The sequence below is a fragment of the Allochromatium vinosum DSM 180 genome, from assembly GCF_000025485.1.
GTDB classification, from domain to species: domain Bacteria; phylum Pseudomonadota; class Gammaproteobacteria; order Chromatiales; family Chromatiaceae; genus Thermochromatium; species Thermochromatium vinosum.
This window is the reverse complement of record NC_013851.1, coordinates 2,045,771-2,067,450: the sequence shown is the minus strand read 5'-3', so window position 1 is coordinate 2,067,450 and position 21,680 is coordinate 2,045,771. Positions and strand designations below refer to the sequence as shown.

Below are 21,680 nucleotides of genomic sequence, written 5' to 3'. Positions count from 1 at the left end.
GGCCGCGTTCAAAGATATCCAGATCGCGCTTGCAACCGAAAATCATGAAACGCGTACTAATGATCGCTTATCATTTCCCGCCGCTGGCGGGAAGCAGCGGCATTCAGCGGACTCTGTATTTTGTGCGTCACCTCCCAGCATTTGGTTGGATCCCAATCGTCCTAACCGCCCATCCACGCGCCTATGTGCAGGTCAGTGACGATCCGGCGGATGCAGAGCCAGCAGGGCTGGAAGTGATTCGCGCCCAGGCCTGGGACACCGCGCGCCATCTTTCGATCCACCAGCGCTACCCCAGCTTTCTCGCCCTTCCCGACCGCTGGACATCCTGGTGGCTGGGCGCGGTGCCGACTGGATTAGCCGCTATCCGACGCCATCGACCGGATGTGTTATGGTCAACTTATCCGATTGCCACTGCCCACCGTATCGCCTACACACTCGCGAAGTGCTCGGGGCTGCCCTGGATTGCCGATTTCCGCGACCCGATGGCCCAGAAAGATTACCCCATTGATCCTGCTCAATGGCGCAGCTTTTTACGGGTGGAGAAGGCTGCGGTCGCCCAAGCCCGCCTGAGCACCTTCACCACGGAGGGTGCCGTCGCACTGTACCAACAGCGTTATCCACAGTATGCCGCACGCTTGCGTGTCATCGAGAACGGCTACGATGATGATTTGCCGATGAGCGACCTCGCTGCGCCGCCACTCAACCCTGGCAAGCTGACCCTGTTGCATAGCGGCATCGTTTATCCGAGTGAGCGTGACCCCACCCATCTGATGCAGGCCCTAGCAAACCTCAAACGCCAATGGTCCGATGGTTTCTCTCGTCTTGTCATCCGATTCCGTGCCCCGGTCCATGAGGCGCTGTTGCACAAGTTGGCCCGCCGTTTCGGCGTCTCAGAGACGGTCGAAATTCTACCGCCATTGAATTATTCTGAAGCCTTGGCCGAAATGTGTTTGGCGGACGGCTTGCTGCTCCTGCAGGCGAGTAACTGCAATCAGCAAATTCCAGCAAAATTCTACGAATACCTTGCTTGCCGACGGCCGCTGCTCGCACTGACCGATCCGGCAGGTGATACCGCCCAAGCTGTCCGAGCGGCTGGCGTTGATGCTCTCGCACCACTCGACAGCCCCACAGCCATCGTCGCCTTACTGATCCGCTTCATCGCTGATCCGACGGCCATCTCCATGCCAACTGCAGAGGCCATTGCCGGTGCATCGCGCAGGTCACGCACCGAGCAACTCGCCGCGCTGCTCGAGCTCGCGGCAAACTCGCGTCCGCCGGGATATCGATCGCCTCTGGCGTGACTTTCATGGTCAACGACATGGATCCCCATCTGACCCAGGAGTGGTTTGAGCTTCTGGAACGCACTGCCTTGCCGGCAGGCGCTGGTGTCACCCGCTTCCCGGTCGGCCATCCCGAGCAGCCCGATGCCTGCCTGCTACCAATGATGCGACTCCCGCAAAGCCCCTGGCAGATCGAAGCGTTGGCGACCTTCTACAGTCCCATCTTCGGCCCGATCAACGAAGTCAACCTGGATGTCGCCGGGCTTCGTGAAGTATGCAGTCGCATCAGAGTGGACCGCAACCAGCCGACCGCGCGGCTCGATCTCTCGCCATTGAGTCCGGATGGGATCTTCTTCGCCACTGCCCAGCAAGCTCTGCGTTCAGCGGGCTGGATCGTCGGCACCTACTTCCGGTTCGGCAACTGGTATGCCAGGATCACTCACCCCGATTTCACCGCTTACATCGACCAGCGACCGTCCGCCTTGCGTAACACCATCGTTCGTGCGAGTAGGAAACTCGAACGGCGATCGGATTTCGACCTGTGCATTCACACCGCCCCCGGCCAGCCGCTCAATCAGGCCATCGTCGACTATGCGACAGTCTATAAACAAAGCTGGAAGCGTCCGGAGCCATATCCCGATTTCATCCCTGCATTGTGCCGACTGGCCGCAGCCCGTGGCTGGCTCCGTTTAGGCGTGATGACACTCGACCAGAAGCCGGTTGCCAGTCAGTTGTGGCTCGTTGCCGGGGATAGGGCACAGATCGTCAAACTCGCTTATGACCCCGCTTTCCGCCACCTTTCGGTTGGCACGGTGCTGACGGCCAGGCTCATGCAGTTCGTCATTGAGCAGGATCAGGTCAAAGAAATTGACTATCTGATCGGCGACGACGCCTATAAACGCGACTGGACCCCGCAGCGACGCGAACGGCACGGCATTGTCGCGTTCAATCCCTCAAGCCCACGCGGTTTGGCCCTAGCCGCACGCCATTGCGTCGGGCGATTGCTGCATAAACCAATCCGACCGTGAGTATACTTTGAGCTTCGCGCGCCTGAGTGTCACCCGCGGCACCGTCCTGACGGTCGCGATGCGCTGGACCGACCGGCTCATCGGTCTGGTCAGTACCATCATCCTGGCCCGGTTGCTTGCGCCGGACGACATCGGCGTCATCGCCATGGCCACTCTGGTCATCGCCCTGGCCGACGTGCTGCTCGACCTCGGCGTCAACATCGCCCTAATCCGCAACCGCGACGCCACCCAAGCCCACTTCGATACGGCCTGGACACTGAGGCTCATCCAAACCACGCTCTCCACCCTCATCCTGTTCCTGGCCGCCCCCATGGCGGCGGATTATTTCCAGGATGCGCGGGTCGAGCTGGTCCTGCGGATCCTGGCCTTCACCCTGCTGCTCTCCGGCCTCGAAAACATCGGCATCATCGACTTTCACAAAGCGATGCAGTTCGGGGCCGAGTTCCGCTTCCTGTTCCTACGCCGCATCGCCGGTTTCCTGATCACCATGGTCGCCGCCTGGACCCTGCGCTCCTACTGGGCGCTGGTCATCGGTACCCTGGCCACGCGGGGCATCGGTGTAGGACTCAGCTACTGGATGCATCCGATGCGCCCGCGTCTCAGTCTCGCGAAACTCCGTGAGATCCTGGGCGTTTCGCAATGGCTACTGCTGCGCGGCATTGGTGAGTTCCTGCTCAGCAACCTGCACCGCATCCTGGTCGGTCGATGGGCGCCAACCTCCACCTTGGGCGCCTACACCCTCGCCAACGAGATCGCGACCATGCCGTCCGCCGAACTGTTGGCGCCGATGAACCGCGCGCTCTTTCCGGCATTGGCCGAGGCTGGGACGAATTCGCCCGAACTCAAACGTCTGTTTCTGCTCGCTCAGGGGCTGCAAACCCTGCTAGCGATTCCCGCCGCCGTTGGTCTGGCGCTGGTCGCCGGGGAGGTGGTCGCCGTGCTGCTGGGGGACCAATGGCACGAGGCCGTCCCACTCCTGCAACTGCTCGCCCTGATGGGGGTCGTCCAGGCGTTGACCGCCACCAGCGGCTATCTGTTGCTGGTGCTCGGCCGGTTGGCGGAGGCGACAGGACTCATCTGGATTCAAGTCATGCTCTTTGCCATCCTGGCGCTGGCGCTGTGTCCGGGCGGCTCGGCGATCGAGATCGCCGCCCTGCGCCTGACTGCCGCTGTCGTTGCGGTCGGTTTGACGATTTGGCTCCTGCTTAGGGTGCTTCCCGTGCTCAGGCTCGCGGAGTTCATCGCCGTCATCTACCGGCCGGTGCTGGGGGCCTTGCTCATGGCCCTGTCCATTGTCGCTGTCGATGCGCTGAGTGAACAGCCGCCCGTCATCCTGTTGGCGTTCAAGATCCTCGTCGGTTTCCTCGTCTACCTGGCCGTCATTCTGTTCGCCTGGCGTCTGTCGCGCTGTCCAGCGGGAGCCGAATCCTGGCTCCTAGACAAAGTGCGGACAGCGCAGATGAAAAGGCGAAAAGATGATCGAAAATTCGCGTGACTCGTGATAACGTCATTCTCGCACCAAGCCCACATATCGGACACATAGGGCAAGACGCCGACGTGGACATCCCCGCGAACTCACTGAAGAACCTCAAGCGATGGGTCATTCGCCACTGGCTGGCCTACGATGAGCGTGCGCTACGCGCGTTTCTTGACCGCATCGGCGTGCGCGCGAGTGATACCCTGATGGTCCATTCCTCCTGGCGCGCCCTCAATGGGTTCCAAGGTACTCCCGCGCAGTTTTGCGCCGCCCTGCGCGAATCGGTCGGCGAGTCGGGACTCGTCGTCATGCCCTCCCTCACTTACCAAAACCAAAGCTCGGCCGAATTCCTCGCCATCGGCAAGCCCATGGACGTGCGCCGCAGTCCATCGGCCATGGGGCTGCTGTCGGAGGTCTTCCGGCGCGGCAAGGGCGTGGTGCGCAGCCTCAGCCCAACGCACCCATTACTTGCCTGGGGCCATGACGCGGCGAAATTCATCGCTGGGCACGAACAGACGGATCGTCCCTTTGGTCCGGATTCGCCCTTCTCCCGGTTGCTCGAACGCGATGCGCTCATCCTGTGCGTGGATACCGGCTTCGAGTCGATCACCTTCACCCATTATGTCGAGGACCGGTTCGCGGACACGCTTGCCGTGCCGCTGTACGAACCGGAACCCATGCCCGGGACCGTCATCGATCGAGAAGGTAACCGTATCGACTGCCCGACCCGTGTCCTGTCGCGAGAGGCCAACCGGCTGCGCCGCGAGGCGCGTCTGATCGACCATCTGCAACGCAACCGTCTATTGCTCGCACGACGATTGGGCAATACTCGTTTCACCTGGATTCGCGCCACCGATCTGCTCGCTGGTGCCGAGCAACTCGTGGCAAGTGGTCTCCATTTTTTCGATGCGCCGGTGGTGCAATCGCTGGACTCCAGCGCAACCGGGCATGAGCGAGTCGGTCAATCTTCTCACCGAAGACGCGCCGGGGTTAACGGACCTGCTGCTCAACGATGATCCCATGGACTTCAGGATACTTTCGGCCAATGAACCACGATCAGAGCTTCATGAATGACCCGGTTGCTGAGGCCTCGGGCCCGGTCACCGTGCCTATCACCAGCGATGACCGTGGCTTTGCCTCTGACATTATCATTGGTGGAACGAACGCCCATCATGGATCTGTATCGACAGGCGCCGCCATGAACCAGCAAAACGCCCAGCCGCCAAGTCCGACCATCTCGGTCGTGGTTCCCGTCTACCGCTCCCAGGAAACGCTACGGGAGTTGCATCGCCGCCTGGCCGCCGTGCTGGAACCGATCGATCCCCATTTTGAGCTGATCCTGGTGGAAGATTGTGGGGGAGATGATTCATGGAGCGTCATCGAGGAACTCGCTCGCCAGGATCCCCGTGTGCATGGGCTGCAACTGGCGCGCAATTACGGTCAGCACAATGCGTTGCTCTGTGGTGTCCGCGCCGCCATAGGCGACATTTTGGTCACCCTGGACGACGACCTACAGAATCCCCCAGAGGAAGTCCCCAAGCTATTGGCCCGTTTGAACGAAGGCTATGACGTGGTCTATGGCAAACCGCGCCAAGAGCAACACGGCATCCTGCGTGATGCCGCATCGCGCATCACCAAACTGGCGCTGCAAAGCGCGATGGGAGCGGAAACGGCCAGCCAGGTCAGCGCCTTTCGCGCCTTTCGCACCCGATTACGGGATGCTTTTAGGGACTACCGTAGTCCCACCGTGAATATCGACGTACTCCTCACCTGGGGCTCGACGCGCTTCAGCGCGATCACCGTGCAACACGATGAGCGTTATGCCGGCGTTTCCGGTTATACCCTGCGTAAGCTCATCACCCATGCACTCAACATGATGACCGGCTTTTCCACCGTGCCATTACAATTCGCCAGCATCATGGGGTTTATCTTCGCCGCGATGGGGTTATTTGTGATGCTCTACGTGGTAGGCCGCTACCTGTTGGATGGGAGCAGTGTGCCGGGTTTTCCCTTTCTGGCATCCATCATCACCATTTTCTCCGGCGTACAGCTTTTTGCCCTGGGCATTTTCGGCGAATATCTGGCGCGGATGCATTTCCGCACCATGGAGCGCCCGCCCTATACGGTGTACCGCAATGCATTCGACATTAGCGACCTAAACTCGACAACACACACTGATGATTCGCGCTGAGCGATCTATGCAGAAACGACAGCGACCGGCTTCGGGCCACATCGAGACTTCCAGTTTGCACTTGGAATGGTCCGAGGCAGTGTGGGATACAGCGATCTTCGGTGATCCAGTCGCGCAGATCACCCAACTTGAAGTTCGCAAGCAGGATGCCGAGCGTGACTTTACTACCTTCGAAATTGAACGCGACGCCTTGGGCTGCGGCCTCGTCAGTTGCCGCCTCTCTCACGAACAACTGCAAGAATCCATGCTGCTGGAAGCACGCGGCTTTCGATTCATCGAGATGGTCTATCAACCGGAACTCGGTCGCCTCCCCGCAGAGGAAGCCCATCCTGACTTGTCGTGCCTATCGGTCAGCTTGGCCGCAGCCGAGGATTTGCCCTCCGTCCTCGCGATTGCAGGCAGCGCCTTCGGTTCCGAGCGATTCCACATGGACCCCCGCCTCGATTCCGCCTTGGCCGATCAACGCTACTGTAACTGGGTCAACAGTAGCGTCTCTCATCCAACCCAGCGGCTTTATTTGCTCCGCGATCAACAGCGCATCGTGGCTTTCTTCATCACGGAGTCGCAGACTGACGGAACCTGTTATTGGCACTTGACCGCCGTGGCGCCAGACGCGCAAGGCCAAGGCTACGGTCGGCGCGCCTGGCTGACAATGCTACATCAGGCGCGTGATCAGGGAGCAACGCGAGTACAAACCTGCATTGCAGCGCGCAATCATCGGGTGCTCAACCTCTATGCCCGCTTAGACTTTCGCTTTCCGCCGCCTTTGATGACTTTTCATTGGGTCCGGTCAACAGCATGATCAGCGCCGAAACCCGGGGGCAATTTGTGCGTTACGCCCTAGTGGGTTTAGGGTCTAATCTGCTGCTTTATTTAGCGTATCTCGTTCTGACATCTCTTGGCGTCGGGCACAAAACTGGCATGAGCCTGATCTATGCCGTGGGCGTCGCGCAAACTTTTTTATTCAACCGACAATGGTCTTTCCGCTACCAAGGCGGTCTTCAAAGTTCTTTTGCGCGCTACCTATTCAGCTACGCTTTCGGCTATGCCCTGAATTTTATTATGCTTTGGATTGCGGTCGATCAGCTTGGTCTGCCGCATCAGATCGTCCAAGGAGTGATGGTGTTCGCGGTAGCCATTCTGATGTTCCTGATTCAAAAGTACTGGGTATTCGCCACACACGCACGGAGGCCCGCATGAAGTGCTGTCCCCTCTGTGAAACGGCCTATGCCCGGATGGACTGGCATTGTCCCGCTTGCGATTTCGAACCGCTCCTGGAATCCGGCATCCCCATTCTGGCCCCTGAGTTAGCGCAAGGCGGCGCGGGCTTTCACGCAGAAGCCTTTGCCGAATTAGCGGATCTCGAAGCAGAAAACTTCTGGTTTCGCGCCCGTAACTACCTGATCGTCTGGGCGCTCCGTCGCCATTTCCCGCGAATGCGGCGTTATCTGGAAATTGGCTGCGGCACCGGCTATGTCCTTGCGGGTGTAGCCGAAGCCTATCCTCAGGCCGACATCGCCGGCAGCGAGGTCTTCAGCGTTGGGTTGCCCTTCGCCGCAACTCGCGTCAACAAGGCCGAACTCCTGCAAATGGATGCCCGGCGTATTCCCTACGCTGACGAGTTTGATGTCATCGGCGCCTTCGATGTGCTGGAACACATCGAAGAAGACGCGACCGTGTTGATGGAAATGCGGCGTGCGCTCCGCAGTGAGGGAGGAATTGCCATCACGGTTCCACAACACCCCTGGCTCTGGAGTCGGCAGGATGACTATGCCTGCCATGTTCGCCGTTATCGGGTGGGCGAATTGCGCGAAAAGGTCTCGCGGGTCGGTTTCACGGTCGTCTTCGAGACCTCATTCGTCAGTTTGCTTCTGCCCGCCATGCTTGCATCCCGTTTAACTCAATCAAAAACATCCAGCGATGAGGATCATTTCAGCGAACTACGGTTACCCACGCTTATCAACCGCATCTTTGAGACGACGATGGACCTGGAAAGGCTGCTGATTCGGATCGGTCTGCGCTTTCCGATTGGCGGTTCACGCTTGTTGATTGCCAGGAAATCAGAGGTGGGCGAATGAATATCCCCTTCAACAAACCCTACATGACCGGCAAGGAACTCTGGTACATCGCCCAGGCCCACGCCAACGGGCACCTGGCGGGGGATGGCCAGTTCACCAAACAATGCAGCATCTGGCTGGAGGCTCGCACGGGCGCCAGCAAGGCGCTCCTCACCCACTCCTGCACGGCGGCCCTGGAAATGGCCGCGATCCTGGCCGACCTCCAGCCGGGCGACGAAGTCATCATGCCCTCCTACACCTTCGTCTCCACTGCCAATGCCTTCGTGCTGCGCGGGGCTGTACCGGTGTTCGTGGACATTCGCCCGGATACCCTGAACATCGACGAGACGCTGATCGAAGCGGCCATTACCGAGAGGACCAAGGCCATTGTGCCGGTTCACTATGCGGGTGTCGGGTGCGAGATGGACACCATCATGGAGATCGCCCGGCGTCACGGTCTGTTGGTGATCGAGGATGCGGCCCAAGGGGTAATGGCGAGCTACAAGGGGCGGGCACTGGGAAGCATCGGACACCTGGGCTGTCTCTCGTTCCATGAGACCAAGAACATCATCTCCGGCGAGGGCGGCGCGCTCCTGATCAATGCCCCAGAGCTTGCCGAGCGTGCCGAGATCATCCGCGAGAAAGGCACGAACCGATCCCTGTTCTTCCGTGGGCAGGTGGACAAATACACCTGGGTCGACCTGGGATCGTCGTATTTGCCATCCGAATTGGTTGCGGCCTTTCTGTGGGCGCAGATGGAAGAGGCAGACGCGATCACCCAGCGTCGACTGACGCTCTGGAACGTCTACCATCAATGGCTGGCCCCGACCGAGGCCGAGCAACGCTGTCGTCGCCCCATTGTCCCCAGCGTCTGTCATCACAACGCCCACATGTACTATCTGTTGCTAGCCGATCTGGACATGCGCCAACGCTTCATCGCCGGACTCAAGGCTCGCGAGATTCACCCGGTCTTTCATTATGTTCCGCTCCATAGCGCCCCGGCCGGGCAGAGGTGGGGACGACCTCATGGCGAACTGCCCAACACCGAATCACTCGCCGATCGACTGGTCAGGTTGCCCTTATGGCTGGGTTTGGAGGAGGATCAGCCGCGCGTCATCCGCGAGTTGCTGGCGGTGATTGAGGAGGTCGCGGATTGGGGTTGATATTGGATAGATCAGCGTTAACGAAGAGAAATACTCATGAACCTTTCCGAGCGTTTGCGGCAGAAAAGTCTGGTCTTAAAGGATCAGTTTGGCATCGGTTTGACGCGTGCGACCGACAACCGCATCCATCTCGACGCGGCCATTTCCTGGCTCAAGCATGCGCAGGACGTAACCGGTAACGGCGGTGTTGCACAAACCTGGCTGGTGCGCCTGAATAAGTGGGCGCCCGCCTACCCGGAGACCACCGGTTACATCATTCCGACCCTTTACCGCTACGCCACATTGACAGGAGACGAAGACTCGCGCATACGTGCTCGTCGCATGGCCGATTGGGAAATCGAGATTCAACACCCGTCCGGAGGCGTGCTTGCCGGCGCCTTGGGTGACTCGGATCAACCCACGGTCTTCAACACCGGCCAGGTGATTTTCGGCTGGGTGCGCGCCTTCGAGGAAGCAGGCGACGAGCGCTACCGCGAGGCCGCCATCCGAGCCGCCAACTGGCTGTGCGACATCCTCGACGACGACGGCTGCTGGCGCTCCTGGGGATCGCCGATGACCGGCAAACAGATCAATACCTACAATACCCGCACTGCCTGGAGCTTGGCGCGCGTGCATGCGATCACCGGTGAACGGCGTTTCCTGGACGCCGCCGTGCGCAATGGCGAATGGGCCTTGACCCAGGCCCAACCCAATGGCTGGCTGGCTAATAACTGCCTGCAAGATAATCAGCAGCCCTTCACCCACACCATCGCCTACGCGATGCGCGGGCTACTGGAAATCGGCGACTATGCGCAGCGCGGTGACTTGCTCGACGCCGCGCGCAACATCGGCGATGCTATGCTTGACGCGATGCCAGCTAACGGGCGGTTGCCAGGCCGTTTCAACAACCGCTGGCGATCCACAGCCCACTGGTCCTGCTTAACCGGCGATTGTCAACTCGGGATCAACTGGGGACGACTGTATCAGATCATCGGCGAATCGAAATACCGCGAGGCGACTGCGCGCATTCTCTCCTTCGTCAAACGCACGCAGCGACTAGATGGTGGTGATCCGAATACGCGGGGAGGCATCAAGGGCTCTCACCCGATCAATGGCGGCTATCATCCATGGCAATATCCGAATTGGGCTACGAAATTTTATGCTGATGCATTGATGATAAATGAGGCGATTGGGTGAGCATTTCTGTCTTGAAAAGAGAATAACGTATGAGTTTGTTCAATAAGATTTCTCACGCGCATAGGCTATTGAATACCATCCGCAATGATTATTGGGGATTGATAAATATGCCGACAACGGATGATTTGGATGCTTATTTGTCAAAATATGATGCGGAATCATTGGATCTGGTCGATGCGCATGCCTTGGATCTTGGTTGCGGATCAAAGCCGAGCAATCCATTCAAGGCGACAAATACATTTGGCATCGATATCAGGCGCAATGATGAAAAAAATGTTAAATCTGCTGATTTAACATTGGAGCCAATTCCTTTTCCTGACAATACGTTTGACTACATTAGCGCGCTTGATTTTCTTGAGCACGTTCCGCGTGTTATCTACACGCCAAACCTGAAATTTGCATTTGTTGAATTAATGAATGAAGTCTGGAGGACGCTCAAGCAAGATGGAATTTTTTTATCCCGCACACCCATTTATCCTTACGCCACGGCTTTTCGGGATCCGACCCATGTCAATATGATGACTCATGAAACATTTTCTTTGTATTTTGATGACAAGAGTCGGATGGCGGCAATGTACGGTTTTCGTGGTGCCTTTGTAGTCCTAAGCCAAGCCATAAAGGCGCCTTATTTGATCAGCTTGCTGAAGAAGGCGTAAATTGATTTTCGCCTGATCGCGGACGTAACATAATTGAGTAAGCCGCAGGAACATAGGGTGCTTAAGTTATACCGATCTAATGCCGATTTTTCGTTTTTCACTTTCCGATAATGGCGAAGTTTTCCGTCAGCAACGATCTCAGATCACCACGATATTGACGTGGATGGAGAAAAAAATTTTCGCAAGCGGCTTTGAAGTCACCGAACGACTCGAAATAGCGGTTATAGAGCACCGTCTTTTTGAAATACTTCCAGAATCGCTCGATCAAATTGAGATTTGGCGCATAGAGTGGGAGAAAGACCAGTTGCACGCGTGATGTCTCCAAGTGCTCACGAACCGCCTTGGAGCGATAGTAGCGCGCATTGTCGCAAATCACGTGAATCACCGCCGCGTCTGGGTGCCGCTGCTCGAGTTGCTGCAGTAGCGCGATGGTCGAGACGGCATTGATGCTGTCGTCGAAACGGACAACGGGTTCGAGGCACTTGAGGTCAATGGCACCGTTGATGTTGACGCGCCGCCGCCCGGTGTTGGAGCGGATCTCGCGATCCTCGCCGCGCTTGATCCAGCCCTAGGCGATGACCGGATTGTGCGGCGGGTGAACCGCGTCCATGAAATAGATGGGATCGGCCTCGCCCTTGGTGTGCTTGAGGGTTTCGTACTCGGCGAGGAAGGCTTTCTGGGCCGCGGGATCGGCCTTGCCTGGGATGAGCTTGGGTTTCTTGTAGACGTAGCCCAGGCGATGCAGTAGCGCCGTCATGCCACTGATGGTGTAGGCCACGTCAAAGGTGTCTTCGACCCACTGGGCGACAGCTTTGGCGCTGAGATAGAGGTGCCGTTGCAGGTGCGCTTCCAAGCACGCCAATTGCGCCGCCTCAAGCTGGCAGGCGCTGCCACGAAACGCTACCTGCCCCAGCGATTTCAGGCCATCTTGACGATAGCGCTTGAAATGATTGCGCACCGTATTCGGGTCGATCTGCAGCACCTCGGCGATTTGCTCGGCTGTCCAGCCGGTCGCGAGCAGAACCACCGCCTTGATCCGATCTGCCTCGCGTTTATCACGCGTGCCTCGGTGGGCGGCACGCAGTTCCGCGAGTTGCTTGTCAGTAAGGCAGTAGTCAGACATGGCGAAGATTCTACAGACCTGGTCGATGTGTCACAAAATGCCTGTCAGCGAAAAACTCAAATGAGAGTGGTATATGAACTTTTCTATCTCTGCCATCATTACCACCTACAATCGAGCCGCTTTTGTCACAGACGCGATAAGCAGTGTATTTGCACAGACGCATCCGGTTTATGAACTGATTATTGTTGATGACGGTAGCACCGATAGTACAGAGTTGTCGGTAATGGCTTTAATCGAAAGCGCACCTATTCCATGTCGATATATTCGTAAACAAAATGGCGGAATGGCTAGTTCGCTTAATCGAGGAGTCCAGGAAGCAAGTTTTGATTATATTGCTTTTTTGGACGATGATGATTTGTGGTCGAATGATCACATTGAAATCTGTGTCAGCATTTTCTCAATGCGACCTTCAGTCGGCTGTGTGATGGGGTTACGCGAAAAAGACGGGATACTGCAATTGCCGCCAGAAAATCTACTATGCCCATATCAGAAGATTGAAAAAGGCCTAAGAGAAGGTCAGGTATTCAACAAGGATTTGTTGATTTATCGACGCAAAGACTTATCTGAACCTTTTTATACATCAGCGCTCGGCACATGTTTGATCGAAAAAAAATTGGTGAGTTCTTTAGGCTTCGATTCTGAAGTCGGTGCTCGACTCGATATTTATTTCATCTGGATGCTATCTGAGAAAACAGATATTGTGCTCCATCTGCAATCACACGGTGTAGCTCGTCAATTTCGTGTCAGTTATATCAGCACAGATGACGATGCACCCCAGAAACTGAAGGATGAGATTATGTTAAAGAGAAATGCAGATGAAATTCGCATGCTGAAAAAAATAACCTCGTCAAATTCATCCGAGTCATTCAAGCGACTTTTTTCCAAAGCACTGATTGGTCGTATGTATTCTTATCGTCGAGCTGGAATGTTTTTGAATGCGCTGCGAAGTGCATCTCGATCGAATCATCGCGATCCTGGAGTCGACACCCCGCACTGTCGTCGAGATCCATGGTTTTTCGGATCAAATCGGTGACGAACAGTACAATCTTGCACTCTCGCGGCGACGCGCCGAAAGCGTTGCCGCCTATTTGGTCAAGCGCGGCATTTCGCGCGAGCGCCTGTCAGTGGACGGATTGGGACCACTCGACCCAACGCGGGATGGTTCCGTTCGAGGCTCGACTTCGGAGCGGGCGAGTCGTCTGGTCCGTGTACGTGTGCGGCGCCCTGAGGCACACACGCCAACCAATCCCGGCTGACGGATCGATCGAGCGCCTGATCCGTGACCATTGGAACCCTCAGTTACCTGATTGCCGCACTGGCCTACCTGTTGCTGGCCGTGCTGTTGATCACGGCCTGGCGCAAACGTCTGATGGGATTGCTGGCGCTTTTGGCCGTGCTCTCGGCCATGCTCTGGGCCGGGATCGGTTGGGCGGTCAGTGTAGGGTGGTCGATTCCAGCGTTGGCGATCGGTAGCGCTGAGCTGGCACACAATGCCGGATGGTTCGTGTTTCTCGCGGCGATTCTGGCCGCCGACACGGATCAGTCGGCCCGCCGTTCCTGGAATTGGGCGACTGGACTCGTCCTCGTGGTCGCAGGCGTTCTGACACTGTCGGTCCCGTTGGTTGCAACGTCCATCGCCCTGGATGCCCGGCTGCTCGGTGGGATTCTTCAGGCTGTCTTCGGGCTGTTGCTCGTCGAGCAGGTGTTTCGCAACCGGCTGCCGGCACGCCGCTGGGAGATCAAGCATCTGTGCCTGGGGCTAGGCGCCGTCTTCGCCTATGACCTCTTTTTCTATTCCGACGGGCTATTGATGCGCCGGCTGTCGGAGCCGGTCTGGGAGGCGCGCGGACTGGTCAATGCCTTGATCGTGCCGCTCATCGCGGTATCCGCCGCCAGAAGCCCGAACTGGTCGGTCGAGCTGCATGTGTCGCGCCATGTCGTGTTCCATTCCGCGACCCTTTCGGGCGCGGGACTCTATCTGATGGCGATGGCCGCCGCCGGCTATTACATCCGGCTCTTCGGTGGGGCCTGGAGCGCGGTGCTGCAGATCGCCTTCCTGTTCTCGGCCATCGTGCTCCTGTTGCTGTTGCTGTTCTCCGGGCAATTACGGGCACGTCTGCGCATCCTGGTCAGCGAACACTTCTTCAGCTTCAAGTACGACTATCGCGAGGAATGGTTGAAGTTCACCGAGGCGCTGTCAGCCGGCAGTCGGCAGTTGCCTGAGGCCGTCGTCAGAGCGCTCGGGGACATCATCGGCAGTCCGGGCGGTCTGTTGTGGGTGCGCAACGAGTCGGGCGGTTTCGAGCTACTGGAGCGGCTCAACCAGGCCGAGCCGCCGGTGGCCATGATTCGCCAGGATGACCCCGTGGTGCGCGGTCTCCTGGACGCCAACTGGATCATCGACCTGGATGAATGGCGCCGTGACCCGGCGATGTATCAGGATCTGGAGATACCGGACTGGTTGGGCGGATCCTCGACGGCCTGGCTCGTCGTTCCACTGCTCAATCGTGGCGTTCTGTGTGGGTTCGTCGTTCTGAGTCGCTCGCGCACCAAACGCTCCTTCAACTGGGAGGATCGGGCATTGCTCAAAACGGCCGGTCGCCAGGCCGCGAGTTCTGTCGCACAATACCTCTCCGATCAGGCCCTGATGCGCGCGCGACAGTTCGAGGCCTTCAACCAACTAGCGGCCTATGTCGCTCACGATCTGAAGAACCTGCTGGCTCAACAATCGCTGATCCTCTCGAATGCCGAGCGGCATCGGCACAATCCGGCCTTCATCGATGATGTCATGAGTACGATCAGAAGTTCGGTCGAACGCATGGGGCGCTTGATGGAGCAACTGCGTAACGGAGTCCGCGGTGGGGAGGCGGTTCGAGTCGATCTGCTCGATGTCCTCCGCGAAGCGATCGAACGGCAAACCGAGCGCCCGCCTGTGCCGCGTCTGGAGTCCGCCATTAATGGGGGCGCCGTCGTCATGGCTGACAGGGAGCGGTTACGCACGATCTTCGGTCATCTCATCCAGAACGCCCGCGAGGCCACGGATACCGATGGTTCTGTGGTCGTGCGCTTGCGACGCGAGGACCGAACCTATAGTGTCGAGATCCAGGACGATGGCGTTGGGATGACCGCTGAGTTCATTCGCGATCGGTTGTTTCGTCCCTTCGACTCGACCAAGGGGTTGACCGGCATGGGGATCGGCGCCTTCGAGGCGCGCGAGATGGTCCGCTTGCTGGGTGGCGACCTGACGGTCGAGAGCCGGCCTGGGATCGGATCGCTGTTCCGCATCCGGCTTCCTGCTGCGGAGGAGGCGTCGGACACCGGGACCACAGTGTCCGCCCAACCATCCATGTCCGAGAGTGCCTGATGAAAGCGACTGTCAAGCCATTGCTGGTCGTCGAAGACGATCCTGGACTGCAAAGTCAGTTGCGCTGGTGTTTCGATGGCTTCGATGTGAGCCTGGCTTCAGATCGTCGCGAGGCCCTGGCGCAGGTGCGCCGCCACCGGCCCGGCGTCGTCACCCTGGACCTGGGGTTGCCGCCGGACCCCGGTGGGGTGAGCGAGGGGCTGGCGACGCTGGCCGAAATCGTTGAACTGGCCCCTCAGACCAAGGTGATCGTGGTCACGGGCAATGACGATCGCCCAAACGCCCTCAAAGCCATCGAGCTGGGTGCCTATGACTTCTACGCCAAACCCATCGAAGCCGGTACGCTGAGCCTCGTCGTCGAGCGGGCGCAGCGTCTCTATGAGCTGGAGTCCGAGAATCGCCGTCTCCAGCAGTCGCGCGTGGATACGCCCTTGCGGGGTGTCATCGCCACGAGTCCACAGATGCTCCAAGCCTGCAAGGCCGTGGACAAGGTCGCGGACACGGATGTGACCGTGCTCATCCTGGGTGAGAGCGGCACGGGCAAGGAACTCTTCGCGCGTGCGCTCCACGAGAAGAGTTCACGGGCCGCCGGGCGGCTGGTCGCGATCAACTGCGCGGCGATCCCCGAAAACCTGCTGGAGAGCGAGCTGTTCGGCTACGAAAAGGGAGCCTTCACCGGCGCGGTCAAGCAGACCCTGGGCAAGATCGAGCACGCCCATGGCGGGACGCTCTTCCTGGACGAGATCGGTGATCTGCCTCAGGCGTTGCAAGCCAAACTGTTACGATTCTTGCAGGAGAGGGTGATCGAGCGTGTGGGAGGGCGGCAGGAGATTCCGGTCGACCTGCGTGTCGTCTGTGCAACACACCGCGATCTCAGGTCACAGATCGCGAATGGCGAATTTCGCGAGGACCTCTACTATCGCATCAGCGAAGTAACCATTCGTTTGCCGCCTTTACGGGAGCGCACAGGTGACGCACTCGTTCTGGCCCGGGCATTTCTCGACCAGTATAATGACGAATTCAAGCGTTCGATCCGTGGTTTTACACAGGAAGCGCTGAATGCCATCGATTCCTATGATTGGCCCGGTAACGTGCGGGAGATCGAAAGCAGGATCAAACGCGCCGTGATCATGGCTGATGGACGCCAGTTATCGGTCGAAGATCTCGAATTACCGGCTCAAGCCAACCGATCTGCCGTGAGTTTGCAGGACATGCGTGACCAGGCCGAGTTGTGTGCCTTGCGTCAGGCGCTTGCAAAGGCTGATGGAAACATGACACAAGCGGCTCAGTTGCTGGGCATTACACGTCCAACTCTGTACCGCCTGCTCGAAAAATTCGACCTGAAGCCGAACTGAATTCGACTCCAGTCTTTTTAAGGAGACCAAGGTATTGAACGCTCGATTCGGATCCTTGACCTGGCGGGGGGCGCTGATCCTGGCGTCCGTGATACTGGTGATGACTGCGGGGTGTGCGAGCAAAAAGAATCAATACCCACCTGTTCCAGTCGATCAACGCGATCTGACGGTTCAAGAAGGCTATTTCTACGAAATCGCTCCAGGCGATCAGGTCAACATATTCGTTCTTGGATTCGAGGAACTTTCGGGCAGCGTGCCCGTTCGCCCCGATGGAATGCTGACCACGCCGCTGATCGAAGACGTCCAGGCCAGTGGTAAGACGCCGACACAACTGGCGCGAGATCTCGAGAAGCAATTCGCCGTCTATGTGCGCTCCCCGGTCGTCACCGTGATCGTCAATGGCTTCGTGGGTCTGCCGAGTCAGCAGGTGCGGGTGATCGGTGAGGCCATGAAACCGGCGGCCGTTCCCTTCCGCAAGCATATGACCCTGCTCGATCTCATGATCGAGGTCGGTGGACTGACCGAGTTCGCGGCCGGCAATAAGTCCGTGCTGGTGCGTTATGCCGATGGACAGCAGCGTCAGTACTCGGTTCGTCTGGATGATCTGATTCGCGACGGGCGCATCGAGGAGAACATCGGTCTGTTGCCGGGCGACATCCTGATCATTCCAGAGTCATGGTTCTGATCGGGTCGGCAGAGAAGAACGACCCACGAGTGAGCGACCGCCATGCATGAACTCTTGCAGCAGCTTTTTTCCTATGTCCGGGGCATCTGGCGCTATCGCTGGCTGGCCGTCGCGGTGGCTTGGCTGATCGCCATCTCGGGTTGGCTCTATGTCTCCAAACTGCCCGACGAATACCGGGCTTCGGCCAGGGTATTCGTCGATACGAACTCTGTTCTGCGACCCTTACTGCAAGGGCTGGCGATTCAACCGGATCTCGTGCAGCGGGTGTCCTTGATGAGCCGGATGCTGCTCAGTCGCCCGAACCTGGAACGGATTGCTCGCATGAGCGATTTCGATCTGAATGTCCGGACCGAGCGTGACAAGGAGCTTCTGCTCGATGAGTTGCGTAATAAGATCCAGCTCAGTGGTGATCGCGCCAATCCCTCGCTGTACAACATTGCCTTCGAGCACCGTGATCCGGGGCGTGCCAAGCAGGTCGTCCAGGCGGTCGTGTCTGTTTTCATCGAGCAGGCGCTTACTGGAGATCAGGCGGCGACCACGACGGCGCATAGCTTTCTCGATCAGGAGATCGCCGAGTATGAGTCGCGCCTGCGGCAGTCAGAGAAGGAGCTGGCGGATTTCAAGCGTGACAATGCCGGCGTGCTTCCGGGGGAACAGGTCAACTATTATTCCACGCTCGAAGCGGCAAAGGCCGGACTCAAGGATGCCGAGCTCGCCTTGCGCGAGGCGATCTGGCGGCGCGATGAGCTGAGCTATCAGATCGAAAACGAAGACCAGATGATCCAGAGCAATTTCGATCTGATGCCTCTGCAACAGCAGGTCGAGGATCCGCGTGTCACGGCCATGCAGTCAAAACTCGACGATCTGCTGTTGCGATATACCGAACGACATCCAGTCGTGATCGAGCTTCGGCGTCAGATCGAGGAGTTGAAGGAGCAAAGTCGCAGACAGTTGACCGCGAGCAGCAGCGGATCACAGTTGGCTTCGAATGTCCGCGCCGATACTGTTTACGGCAATCTGCGCGTGGCACTCAGCGAGGCCGATGCTCAGGTCGCAGCCCTGACCGCGCGTGTGGAAGATTATTCCAAGCGAGTCCAGCAACTCACCGAAAAGATCGACAGCATCCCGACGATTGAGGCCAAACTCAAACAATTGACCCGGAATTATTCGACGATCGCGGCGCAGCACAATGAATTGCTGAAACGGCGTGAGTCGGCCAGGCTCTCGACCGAAGTCGAGAAAACCGTGGAGGGAGCCAAGTTCCGTGTCGTCGATCCACCGTTCGTGCCATCCAAACCATCCGCTCCCAACCGGCTTGCCTTGTCGGCCGTTGTGCTCTTGCTTGCCTTTGGTGCCGGCATGGGAGCCGCACTCGCCGTCGATTTGGTGCGCCCGATCTATGACGATCGTCGCATCCTGTATCAAGAGACTGGGCTTCCAGTCTTCGGAAGTGTCGGACTCGTTCTGTCCAGTGCGCAGCGACGCCGGGAACGCCTGATGCTGATTCCCTTCGTGGCCGCGACGGCAAGCTTAGTGGTTGGATTCATCGTCGTGGCCAAAGGGTTGCCCATGCTCATGGGACAGGCCTGACCTAGGCGCAACCGGACTCACTGGACAAATACATGGATACCATTCAACGAAGTCTTGCAAAGCGTGCAGATGAACTGAGCACCCCGGGTGGGGGTCGAGACGCCGATCGTCGACCTGCGGAAGCAACGGGTTTTTGGGGTGAGAAACATGGACAATCCGCCTCTGGGTCCATGGATGAGGCGGCTATCGACTCTGTATCCCCGTCGTCCATGGACGCCGATCTGGACATCCCAACCGCCGAAGGGCGTTTCCACCGACTGGCGCTCGATCAACTGCGTCTCATGGGACTCTTGACTCCGGATGCAAAGCGCTCACAAATTGCCGAGGAATATCGACTCATCAAACGCCCCCTCATCATGAACATCGACAAGAAGGGGGCAGATATCGTCGACAATGCCAATCTGATCATGGTCACCAGCGCGCTGACGGGGGAGGGCAAGACCTTTTCGGCGATCAATCTGGCGATCAGTATCGCCATGGAGCGCGACCGGACGGTCCTGCTCGTCGATGGTGATGTCGCCAAGCCATCGGCAGCCAAACGCTTGGGGATCAAATATGAGACCGGCTTACTGGATATCCTCGACGGATCGGGTATGACGGTCTCCAAAGCCCTCGTTCGAACCGATATCCCTAACTTGCGTGTACTTCCGGCTGGTAAGTGTCATGAGCGAGCCACGGAACTCTTGGCCAGTGAGCAAATGGCCAAATTGATGGAGCAATTTTCCACGCGCTACAAGGATCGTGTCGTGATCTTCGATTCGCCTCCACTGTTGTTGGCAAGTGAAAGTGCCGTGCTCGCTGAGATGATGGGGCAGATCCTCATGGTCGTCGCTGCCGACCAAACACCGCGTTATGCTGTGAACGATGCCTTGAGTCGACTCAATCAAGATAAGATCATCGGGTTGCTGCTGAACAAATATCGCCCGACATTCGGCAACAAATTTGGCGCGGGTTATGGCTATGGTTACGGTTATGGCTATGGGAACCATGCCGCTGAGACCGGCGTCGATTCCGACTCCATTGCGAAATCGCCATAGATTGGATCTCTGACATTATGTTTTTTGCCATGTCAAGCTCATCGGGTCCGATAACAGCTCATTGGCCGAAGCTTTTTTGGCTTCCATTGATCTTTGGAATGTCGCTGTCAGTGTTCGCAGCTGACTGGAAATTGTCCAGGCAATTGAGCCTAAAAGGAACCTATAGTGACAACATCGACCTTTCCGGCTCGGACAAAACGAGCGATTTTTTCACTGAGCTGACGCCAGGGTTTGTATTGCAGGGCAAAGGGCGTCGACTGAATCTGGATCTGGCTTATTCTCTACAGGCCTTGCATTATCTGAATACATCCTCGGAAGACAAGGTCAATCAGCGCTTGCAAGCCAACGCTAAATCCGAGCTTTATCAGGACCATCTTTTTCTCGATTTCAATTTGACTGCACGGCAAGAAATCAAGGATTCGTTGGCGCCATCTGGATGGGATGCAACCAATACTTCTGAAGATTTGCAAAATACCTATACGTATCTTTTTGCTCCTTATTTTAAGAATCGTTTTGGCCGGCAAGCTGAACTCACGTTTCGGCTCGAAAATGACGGCGTTTTCTATAGTGAAGATGGCGACGACAGTCTAGGGTATCGCGCCAATCTAAATCTGTCGAGCGGCCCGGCTCTCGGTGATATTCATTGGTCTTTGAATGCCAACAACGAATATGTCGATTACCAAGAGGGTCCACGGGATCGCTTTTCAAAGATTGTCGGAAGCCTTGGCTATCAAATCAACAATCGCTGGAGGGCCGATGCCTTCGGTGGCTATGAGGACAACAACTATGATTCGGCTGATGAGACGAGCGGTAGCATTTGGGAGGGATTGATCTCCTGGACGCCCAATGATCGCACTAAGGTCGAGCTCGGCTCTGGATATCGTTATTTCGGCTGGACCCCACGTTTGGGTATCGATTACCGCCGCAAGCGTTCTGTGTGGACGGCCAGCTTTCAGCGTGATGTATCGAGCGCGCGTAGCGACCGCTTGCGCACCCAAGTCTACGAATTCGAGGATGCCTTCGGTGAGACTGTGACCCCAGAAACTGGAACCGATTTGAACGTTTCGGTCGATACGGCCACGCCGGACTCATCTGTCTATATCAACAACCGATTCGATTCGGCCTGGACGCTTCAGACCCGGCGCAGTTCGCTCGGCGTTTCTCTCGGCTATGTTTTGCGTGAATACGATGACGACTCCAGGGACGAGGGAACCATGCAGGCACGCCTCTATTGGTCGCGACGCTTGAGCGCTCACACGTCAGGGAATCTCGGCCTGAAATGGAGTCAGCGCGAACTCGACTCCGATGTTTCCAGTAGTTCGAATCTCGATCGCCAGGACTATGGCTTCGATGCCGGACTGACACGCCGCCTGTCCGAGCAAGCTTATGTCGACATCAAATATGGTTTTCGCGATGATGGTGAGGAGAGTGCGGAAAATCGTGTGACGCTTGGGCTGCGTCTCAATTGGCAATAAGGGGTACCGGCACGTGGAGACGA

The 21,680-nt window shown here is 57.6% G+C and carries 21 protein-coding genes; 19 read left to right on the top strand and 2 right to left on the bottom strand.

Annotation, left to right across the window (positions count from 1 at the left end; genetic code table 11):
- Window positions 1-59: 59 nt before the first annotated feature.
- The 11 genes from ALVIN_RS08955 to ALVIN_RS08905 are packed head-to-tail and all read left to right on the top strand — an operon-like array spanning window position 60 to window position 11,028.
- Window positions 60-1,301 carry a glycosyltransferase gene (locus ALVIN_RS08955; RefSeq protein ID WP_012971003.1) on the top strand — a complete coding sequence of 414 codons (1,242 nt, stop codon included), beginning with the start codon at window positions 60-62 and terminating at the stop codon, window positions 1,299-1,301.
- A 5-nt stretch (window positions 1,302-1,306) separates the two neighbouring features.
- Complete coding sequence (locus ALVIN_RS08950; RefSeq protein ID WP_012971002.1) at window positions 1,307-2,308, top strand: GNAT family N-acetyltransferase; 1,002 nt, start codon at window positions 1,307-1,309, stop codon at window positions 2,306-2,308.
- 7 nt (window positions 2,309-2,315) lie between these two features.
- Entirely contained in the window at window positions 2,316-3,803 is a 1,488-nt protein-coding gene (locus ALVIN_RS08945) for a lipopolysaccharide biosynthesis protein (protein ID WP_012971001.1), read from the top strand.
- Entirely contained in the window at window positions 3,800-4,801 is a 1,002-nt protein-coding gene (locus ALVIN_RS08940) for an AAC(3) family N-acetyltransferase (RefSeq protein ID WP_148217484.1), read from the top strand. The genes ALVIN_RS08945 and ALVIN_RS08940 overlap by 4 nt, the downstream gene beginning before the upstream one ends.
- Before the next feature lie 29 nt (window positions 4,802-4,830).
- Window positions 4,831-5,976, top strand: coding sequence for a glycosyltransferase family 2 protein (locus ALVIN_RS08935; RefSeq protein WP_012970999.1), 1,146 nt, complete (start codon window positions 4,831-4,833; stop codon window positions 5,974-5,976).
- A 7-nt stretch (window positions 5,977-5,983) separates the two neighbouring features.
- On the top strand, window positions 5,984-6,778 hold the full coding sequence (locus ALVIN_RS08930) for a GNAT family N-acetyltransferase (protein WP_012970998.1): 795 nt from the start codon (window positions 5,984-5,986) through the stop codon (window positions 6,776-6,778).
- Window positions 6,775-7,176, top strand: a complete 402-nt coding sequence (locus tag ALVIN_RS08925; RefSeq protein WP_012970997.1) for a GtrA family protein — start codon at window positions 6,775-6,777, stop codon at window positions 7,174-7,176. Before ALVIN_RS08930 ends, ALVIN_RS08925 begins: the two co-directional genes overlap by 4 nt.
- Window positions 7,173-8,054 carry a class I SAM-dependent methyltransferase gene (locus ALVIN_RS08920; RefSeq protein ID WP_012970996.1) on the top strand — a complete coding sequence of 294 codons (882 nt, stop codon included), beginning with the start codon at window positions 7,173-7,175 and terminating at the stop codon, window positions 8,052-8,054. Before ALVIN_RS08925 ends, ALVIN_RS08920 begins: the two co-directional genes overlap by 4 nt.
- A complete protein-coding gene (rffA, locus tag ALVIN_RS08915; RefSeq protein WP_012970995.1) occupies window positions 8,051-9,196 on the top strand; it encodes a dTDP-4-amino-4,6-dideoxygalactose transaminase in 1,146 nt (381 codons plus the stop codon). The genes ALVIN_RS08920 and rffA overlap by 4 nt, the downstream gene beginning before the upstream one ends.
- Window positions 9,197-9,232: 36 nt before the next feature.
- The gene (locus tag ALVIN_RS08910; RefSeq protein ID WP_012970994.1) at window positions 9,233-10,372 is read left to right on the top strand and encodes a beta-L-arabinofuranosidase domain-containing protein; all 1,140 of its coding nucleotides are present in this window, start codon (window positions 9,233-9,235) and stop codon (window positions 10,370-10,372) included.
- Window positions 10,373-10,401: 29 nt separating this feature from the next.
- A complete protein-coding gene (locus tag ALVIN_RS08905; RefSeq protein ID WP_012970993.1) occupies window positions 10,402-11,028 on the top strand; it encodes a methyltransferase domain-containing protein in 627 nt (208 codons plus the stop codon).
- A gap of 97 nt (window positions 11,029-11,125) precedes the next feature.
- On the opposite strand, the gene ALVIN_RS18000 is transcribed toward ALVIN_RS08905, so the two are convergent.
- Entirely contained in the window at window positions 11,126-11,590 is a 465-nt protein-coding gene (locus ALVIN_RS18000; protein WP_223295297.1) for an IS630 family transposase, read from the bottom strand.
- A gap of 6 nt (window positions 11,591-11,596) precedes the next feature.
- The gene (locus ALVIN_RS17995; RefSeq protein ID WP_223295196.1) at window positions 11,597-12,151 is read right to left on the bottom strand and encodes a helix-turn-helix domain-containing protein; all 555 of its coding nucleotides are present in this window, start codon (window positions 12,149-12,151) and stop codon (window positions 11,597-11,599) included.
- Window positions 12,152-12,224: 73 nt separating this feature from the next.
- Between ALVIN_RS17995 and ALVIN_RS17070 the strand changes: the two genes are divergently transcribed.
- The 8 genes from ALVIN_RS17070 to ALVIN_RS08865 all read left to right on the top strand — a co-directional run bounded on the left by ALVIN_RS17070 (window position 12,225) and on the right by ALVIN_RS08865 (window position 21,657).
- Window positions 12,225-13,184 (top strand): glycosyltransferase family A protein, encoded by a 960-nt coding sequence (locus ALVIN_RS17070; RefSeq protein ID WP_081442729.1) that lies wholly within the window; start codon window positions 12,225-12,227, stop codon window positions 13,182-13,184.
- The gene (locus ALVIN_RS18300; protein ID WP_050750315.1) at window positions 13,087-13,407 is read left to right on the top strand and encodes an OmpA family protein; all 321 of its coding nucleotides are present in this window, start codon (window positions 13,087-13,089) and stop codon (window positions 13,405-13,407) included. The genes ALVIN_RS17070 and ALVIN_RS18300 overlap by 98 nt, the downstream gene beginning before the upstream one ends.
- A gap of 23 nt (window positions 13,408-13,430) precedes the next feature.
- Entirely contained in the window at window positions 13,431-15,515 is a 2,085-nt protein-coding gene (gene prsK, locus ALVIN_RS08890) for an XrtA/PEP-CTERM system histidine kinase PrsK (RefSeq protein WP_012970992.1), read from the top strand.
- A complete protein-coding gene (gene prsR / locus ALVIN_RS08885) occupies window positions 15,515-16,870 on the top strand; it encodes a PEP-CTERM-box response regulator transcription factor (RefSeq protein ID WP_012970991.1) in 1,356 nt (451 codons plus the stop codon). The genes prsK and prsR overlap by 1 nt, the downstream gene beginning before the upstream one ends.
- A gap of 100 nt (window positions 16,871-16,970) precedes the next feature.
- Window positions 16,971-17,555 carry an XrtA/PEP-CTERM system exopolysaccharide export protein gene (locus tag ALVIN_RS08880; RefSeq protein ID WP_050750367.1) on the top strand — a complete coding sequence of 195 codons (585 nt, stop codon included), beginning with the start codon at window positions 16,971-16,973 and terminating at the stop codon, window positions 17,553-17,555.
- A 114-nt stretch (window positions 17,556-17,669) separates the two neighbouring features.
- Entirely contained in the window at window positions 17,670-19,145 is a 1,476-nt protein-coding gene (locus ALVIN_RS08875) for an XrtA system polysaccharide chain length determinant (protein WP_407637036.1), read from the top strand.
- A gap of 32 nt (window positions 19,146-19,177) precedes the next feature.
- The gene (locus tag ALVIN_RS08870; RefSeq protein ID WP_043795585.1) at window positions 19,178-20,182 is read left to right on the top strand and encodes an XrtA-associated tyrosine autokinase; all 1,005 of its coding nucleotides are present in this window, start codon (window positions 19,178-19,180) and stop codon (window positions 20,180-20,182) included.
- A gap of 98 nt (window positions 20,183-20,280) precedes the next feature.
- Entirely contained in the window at window positions 20,281-21,657 is a 1,377-nt protein-coding gene (locus ALVIN_RS08865; protein WP_223295195.1) for a TIGR03016 family PEP-CTERM system-associated outer membrane protein, read from the top strand.
- Window positions 21,658-21,680 lie beyond the last annotated feature (23 nt).

Excerpts from the sequence above, each read along its gene's own strand:
- rffA (WP_012970995.1), top strand. The coding sequence starts at position 8,051 with ATGAATATCCCCTTCAACAAACCCTACATGACCGGCAAGGAACTCTGG.
- ALVIN_RS08925 (WP_012970997.1), top strand. The coding sequence starts at position 6,775 with ATGATCAGCGCCGAAACCCGGGGGCAATTTGTGCGTTACGCCCTAGTG.
- ALVIN_RS08955 (WP_012971003.1), top strand. The coding sequence starts at position 60 with ATGATCGCTTATCATTTCCCGCCGCTGGCGGGAAGCAGCGGCATTCAG.
- ALVIN_RS08920 (WP_012970996.1), top strand. The coding sequence starts at position 7,173 with ATGAAGTGCTGTCCCCTCTGTGAAACGGCCTATGCCCGGATGGACTGG.
- prsR (WP_012970991.1), top strand. The coding sequence starts at position 15,515 with ATGAAAGCGACTGTCAAGCCATTGCTGGTCGTCGAAGACGATCCTGGA.
- ALVIN_RS08950 (WP_012971002.1), top strand. The coding sequence starts at position 1,307 with ATGGTCAACGACATGGATCCCCATCTGACCCAGGAGTGGTTTGAGCTT.
- ALVIN_RS08910 (WP_012970994.1), top strand. The coding sequence starts at position 9,233 with ATGAACCTTTCCGAGCGTTTGCGGCAGAAAAGTCTGGTCTTAAAGGAT.
- ALVIN_RS08905 (WP_012970993.1), top strand. The coding sequence starts at position 10,402 with ATGAGTTTGTTCAATAAGATTTCTCACGCGCATAGGCTATTGAATACC.
- ALVIN_RS08930 (WP_012970998.1), top strand. The coding sequence starts at position 5,984 with ATGCAGAAACGACAGCGACCGGCTTCGGGCCACATCGAGACTTCCAGT.
- ALVIN_RS08870 (WP_043795585.1), top strand. The coding sequence starts at position 19,178 with ATGGATACCATTCAACGAAGTCTTGCAAAGCGTGCAGATGAACTGAGC.
- ALVIN_RS08865 (WP_223295195.1), top strand. The coding sequence starts at position 20,281 with ATGTCGCTGTCAGTGTTCGCAGCTGACTGGAAATTGTCCAGGCAATTG.
- ALVIN_RS08880 (WP_050750367.1), top strand. The coding sequence starts at position 16,971 with ATGACTGCGGGGTGTGCGAGCAAAAAGAATCAATACCCACCTGTTCCA.
- ALVIN_RS18300 (WP_050750315.1), top strand. The coding sequence starts at position 13,087 with ATGCGCTGCGAAGTGCATCTCGATCGAATCATCGCGATCCTGGAGTCG.
- ALVIN_RS17070 (WP_081442729.1), top strand. The coding sequence starts at position 12,225 with ATGAACTTTTCTATCTCTGCCATCATTACCACCTACAATCGAGCCGCT.
- ALVIN_RS08935 (WP_012970999.1), top strand. The coding sequence starts at position 4,831 with ATGAACCACGATCAGAGCTTCATGAATGACCCGGTTGCTGAGGCCTCG.
- ALVIN_RS17995 (WP_223295196.1), bottom strand. The coding sequence starts at position 12,151 with ATGTCTGACTACTGCCTTACTGACAAGCAACTCGCGGAACTGCGTGCC.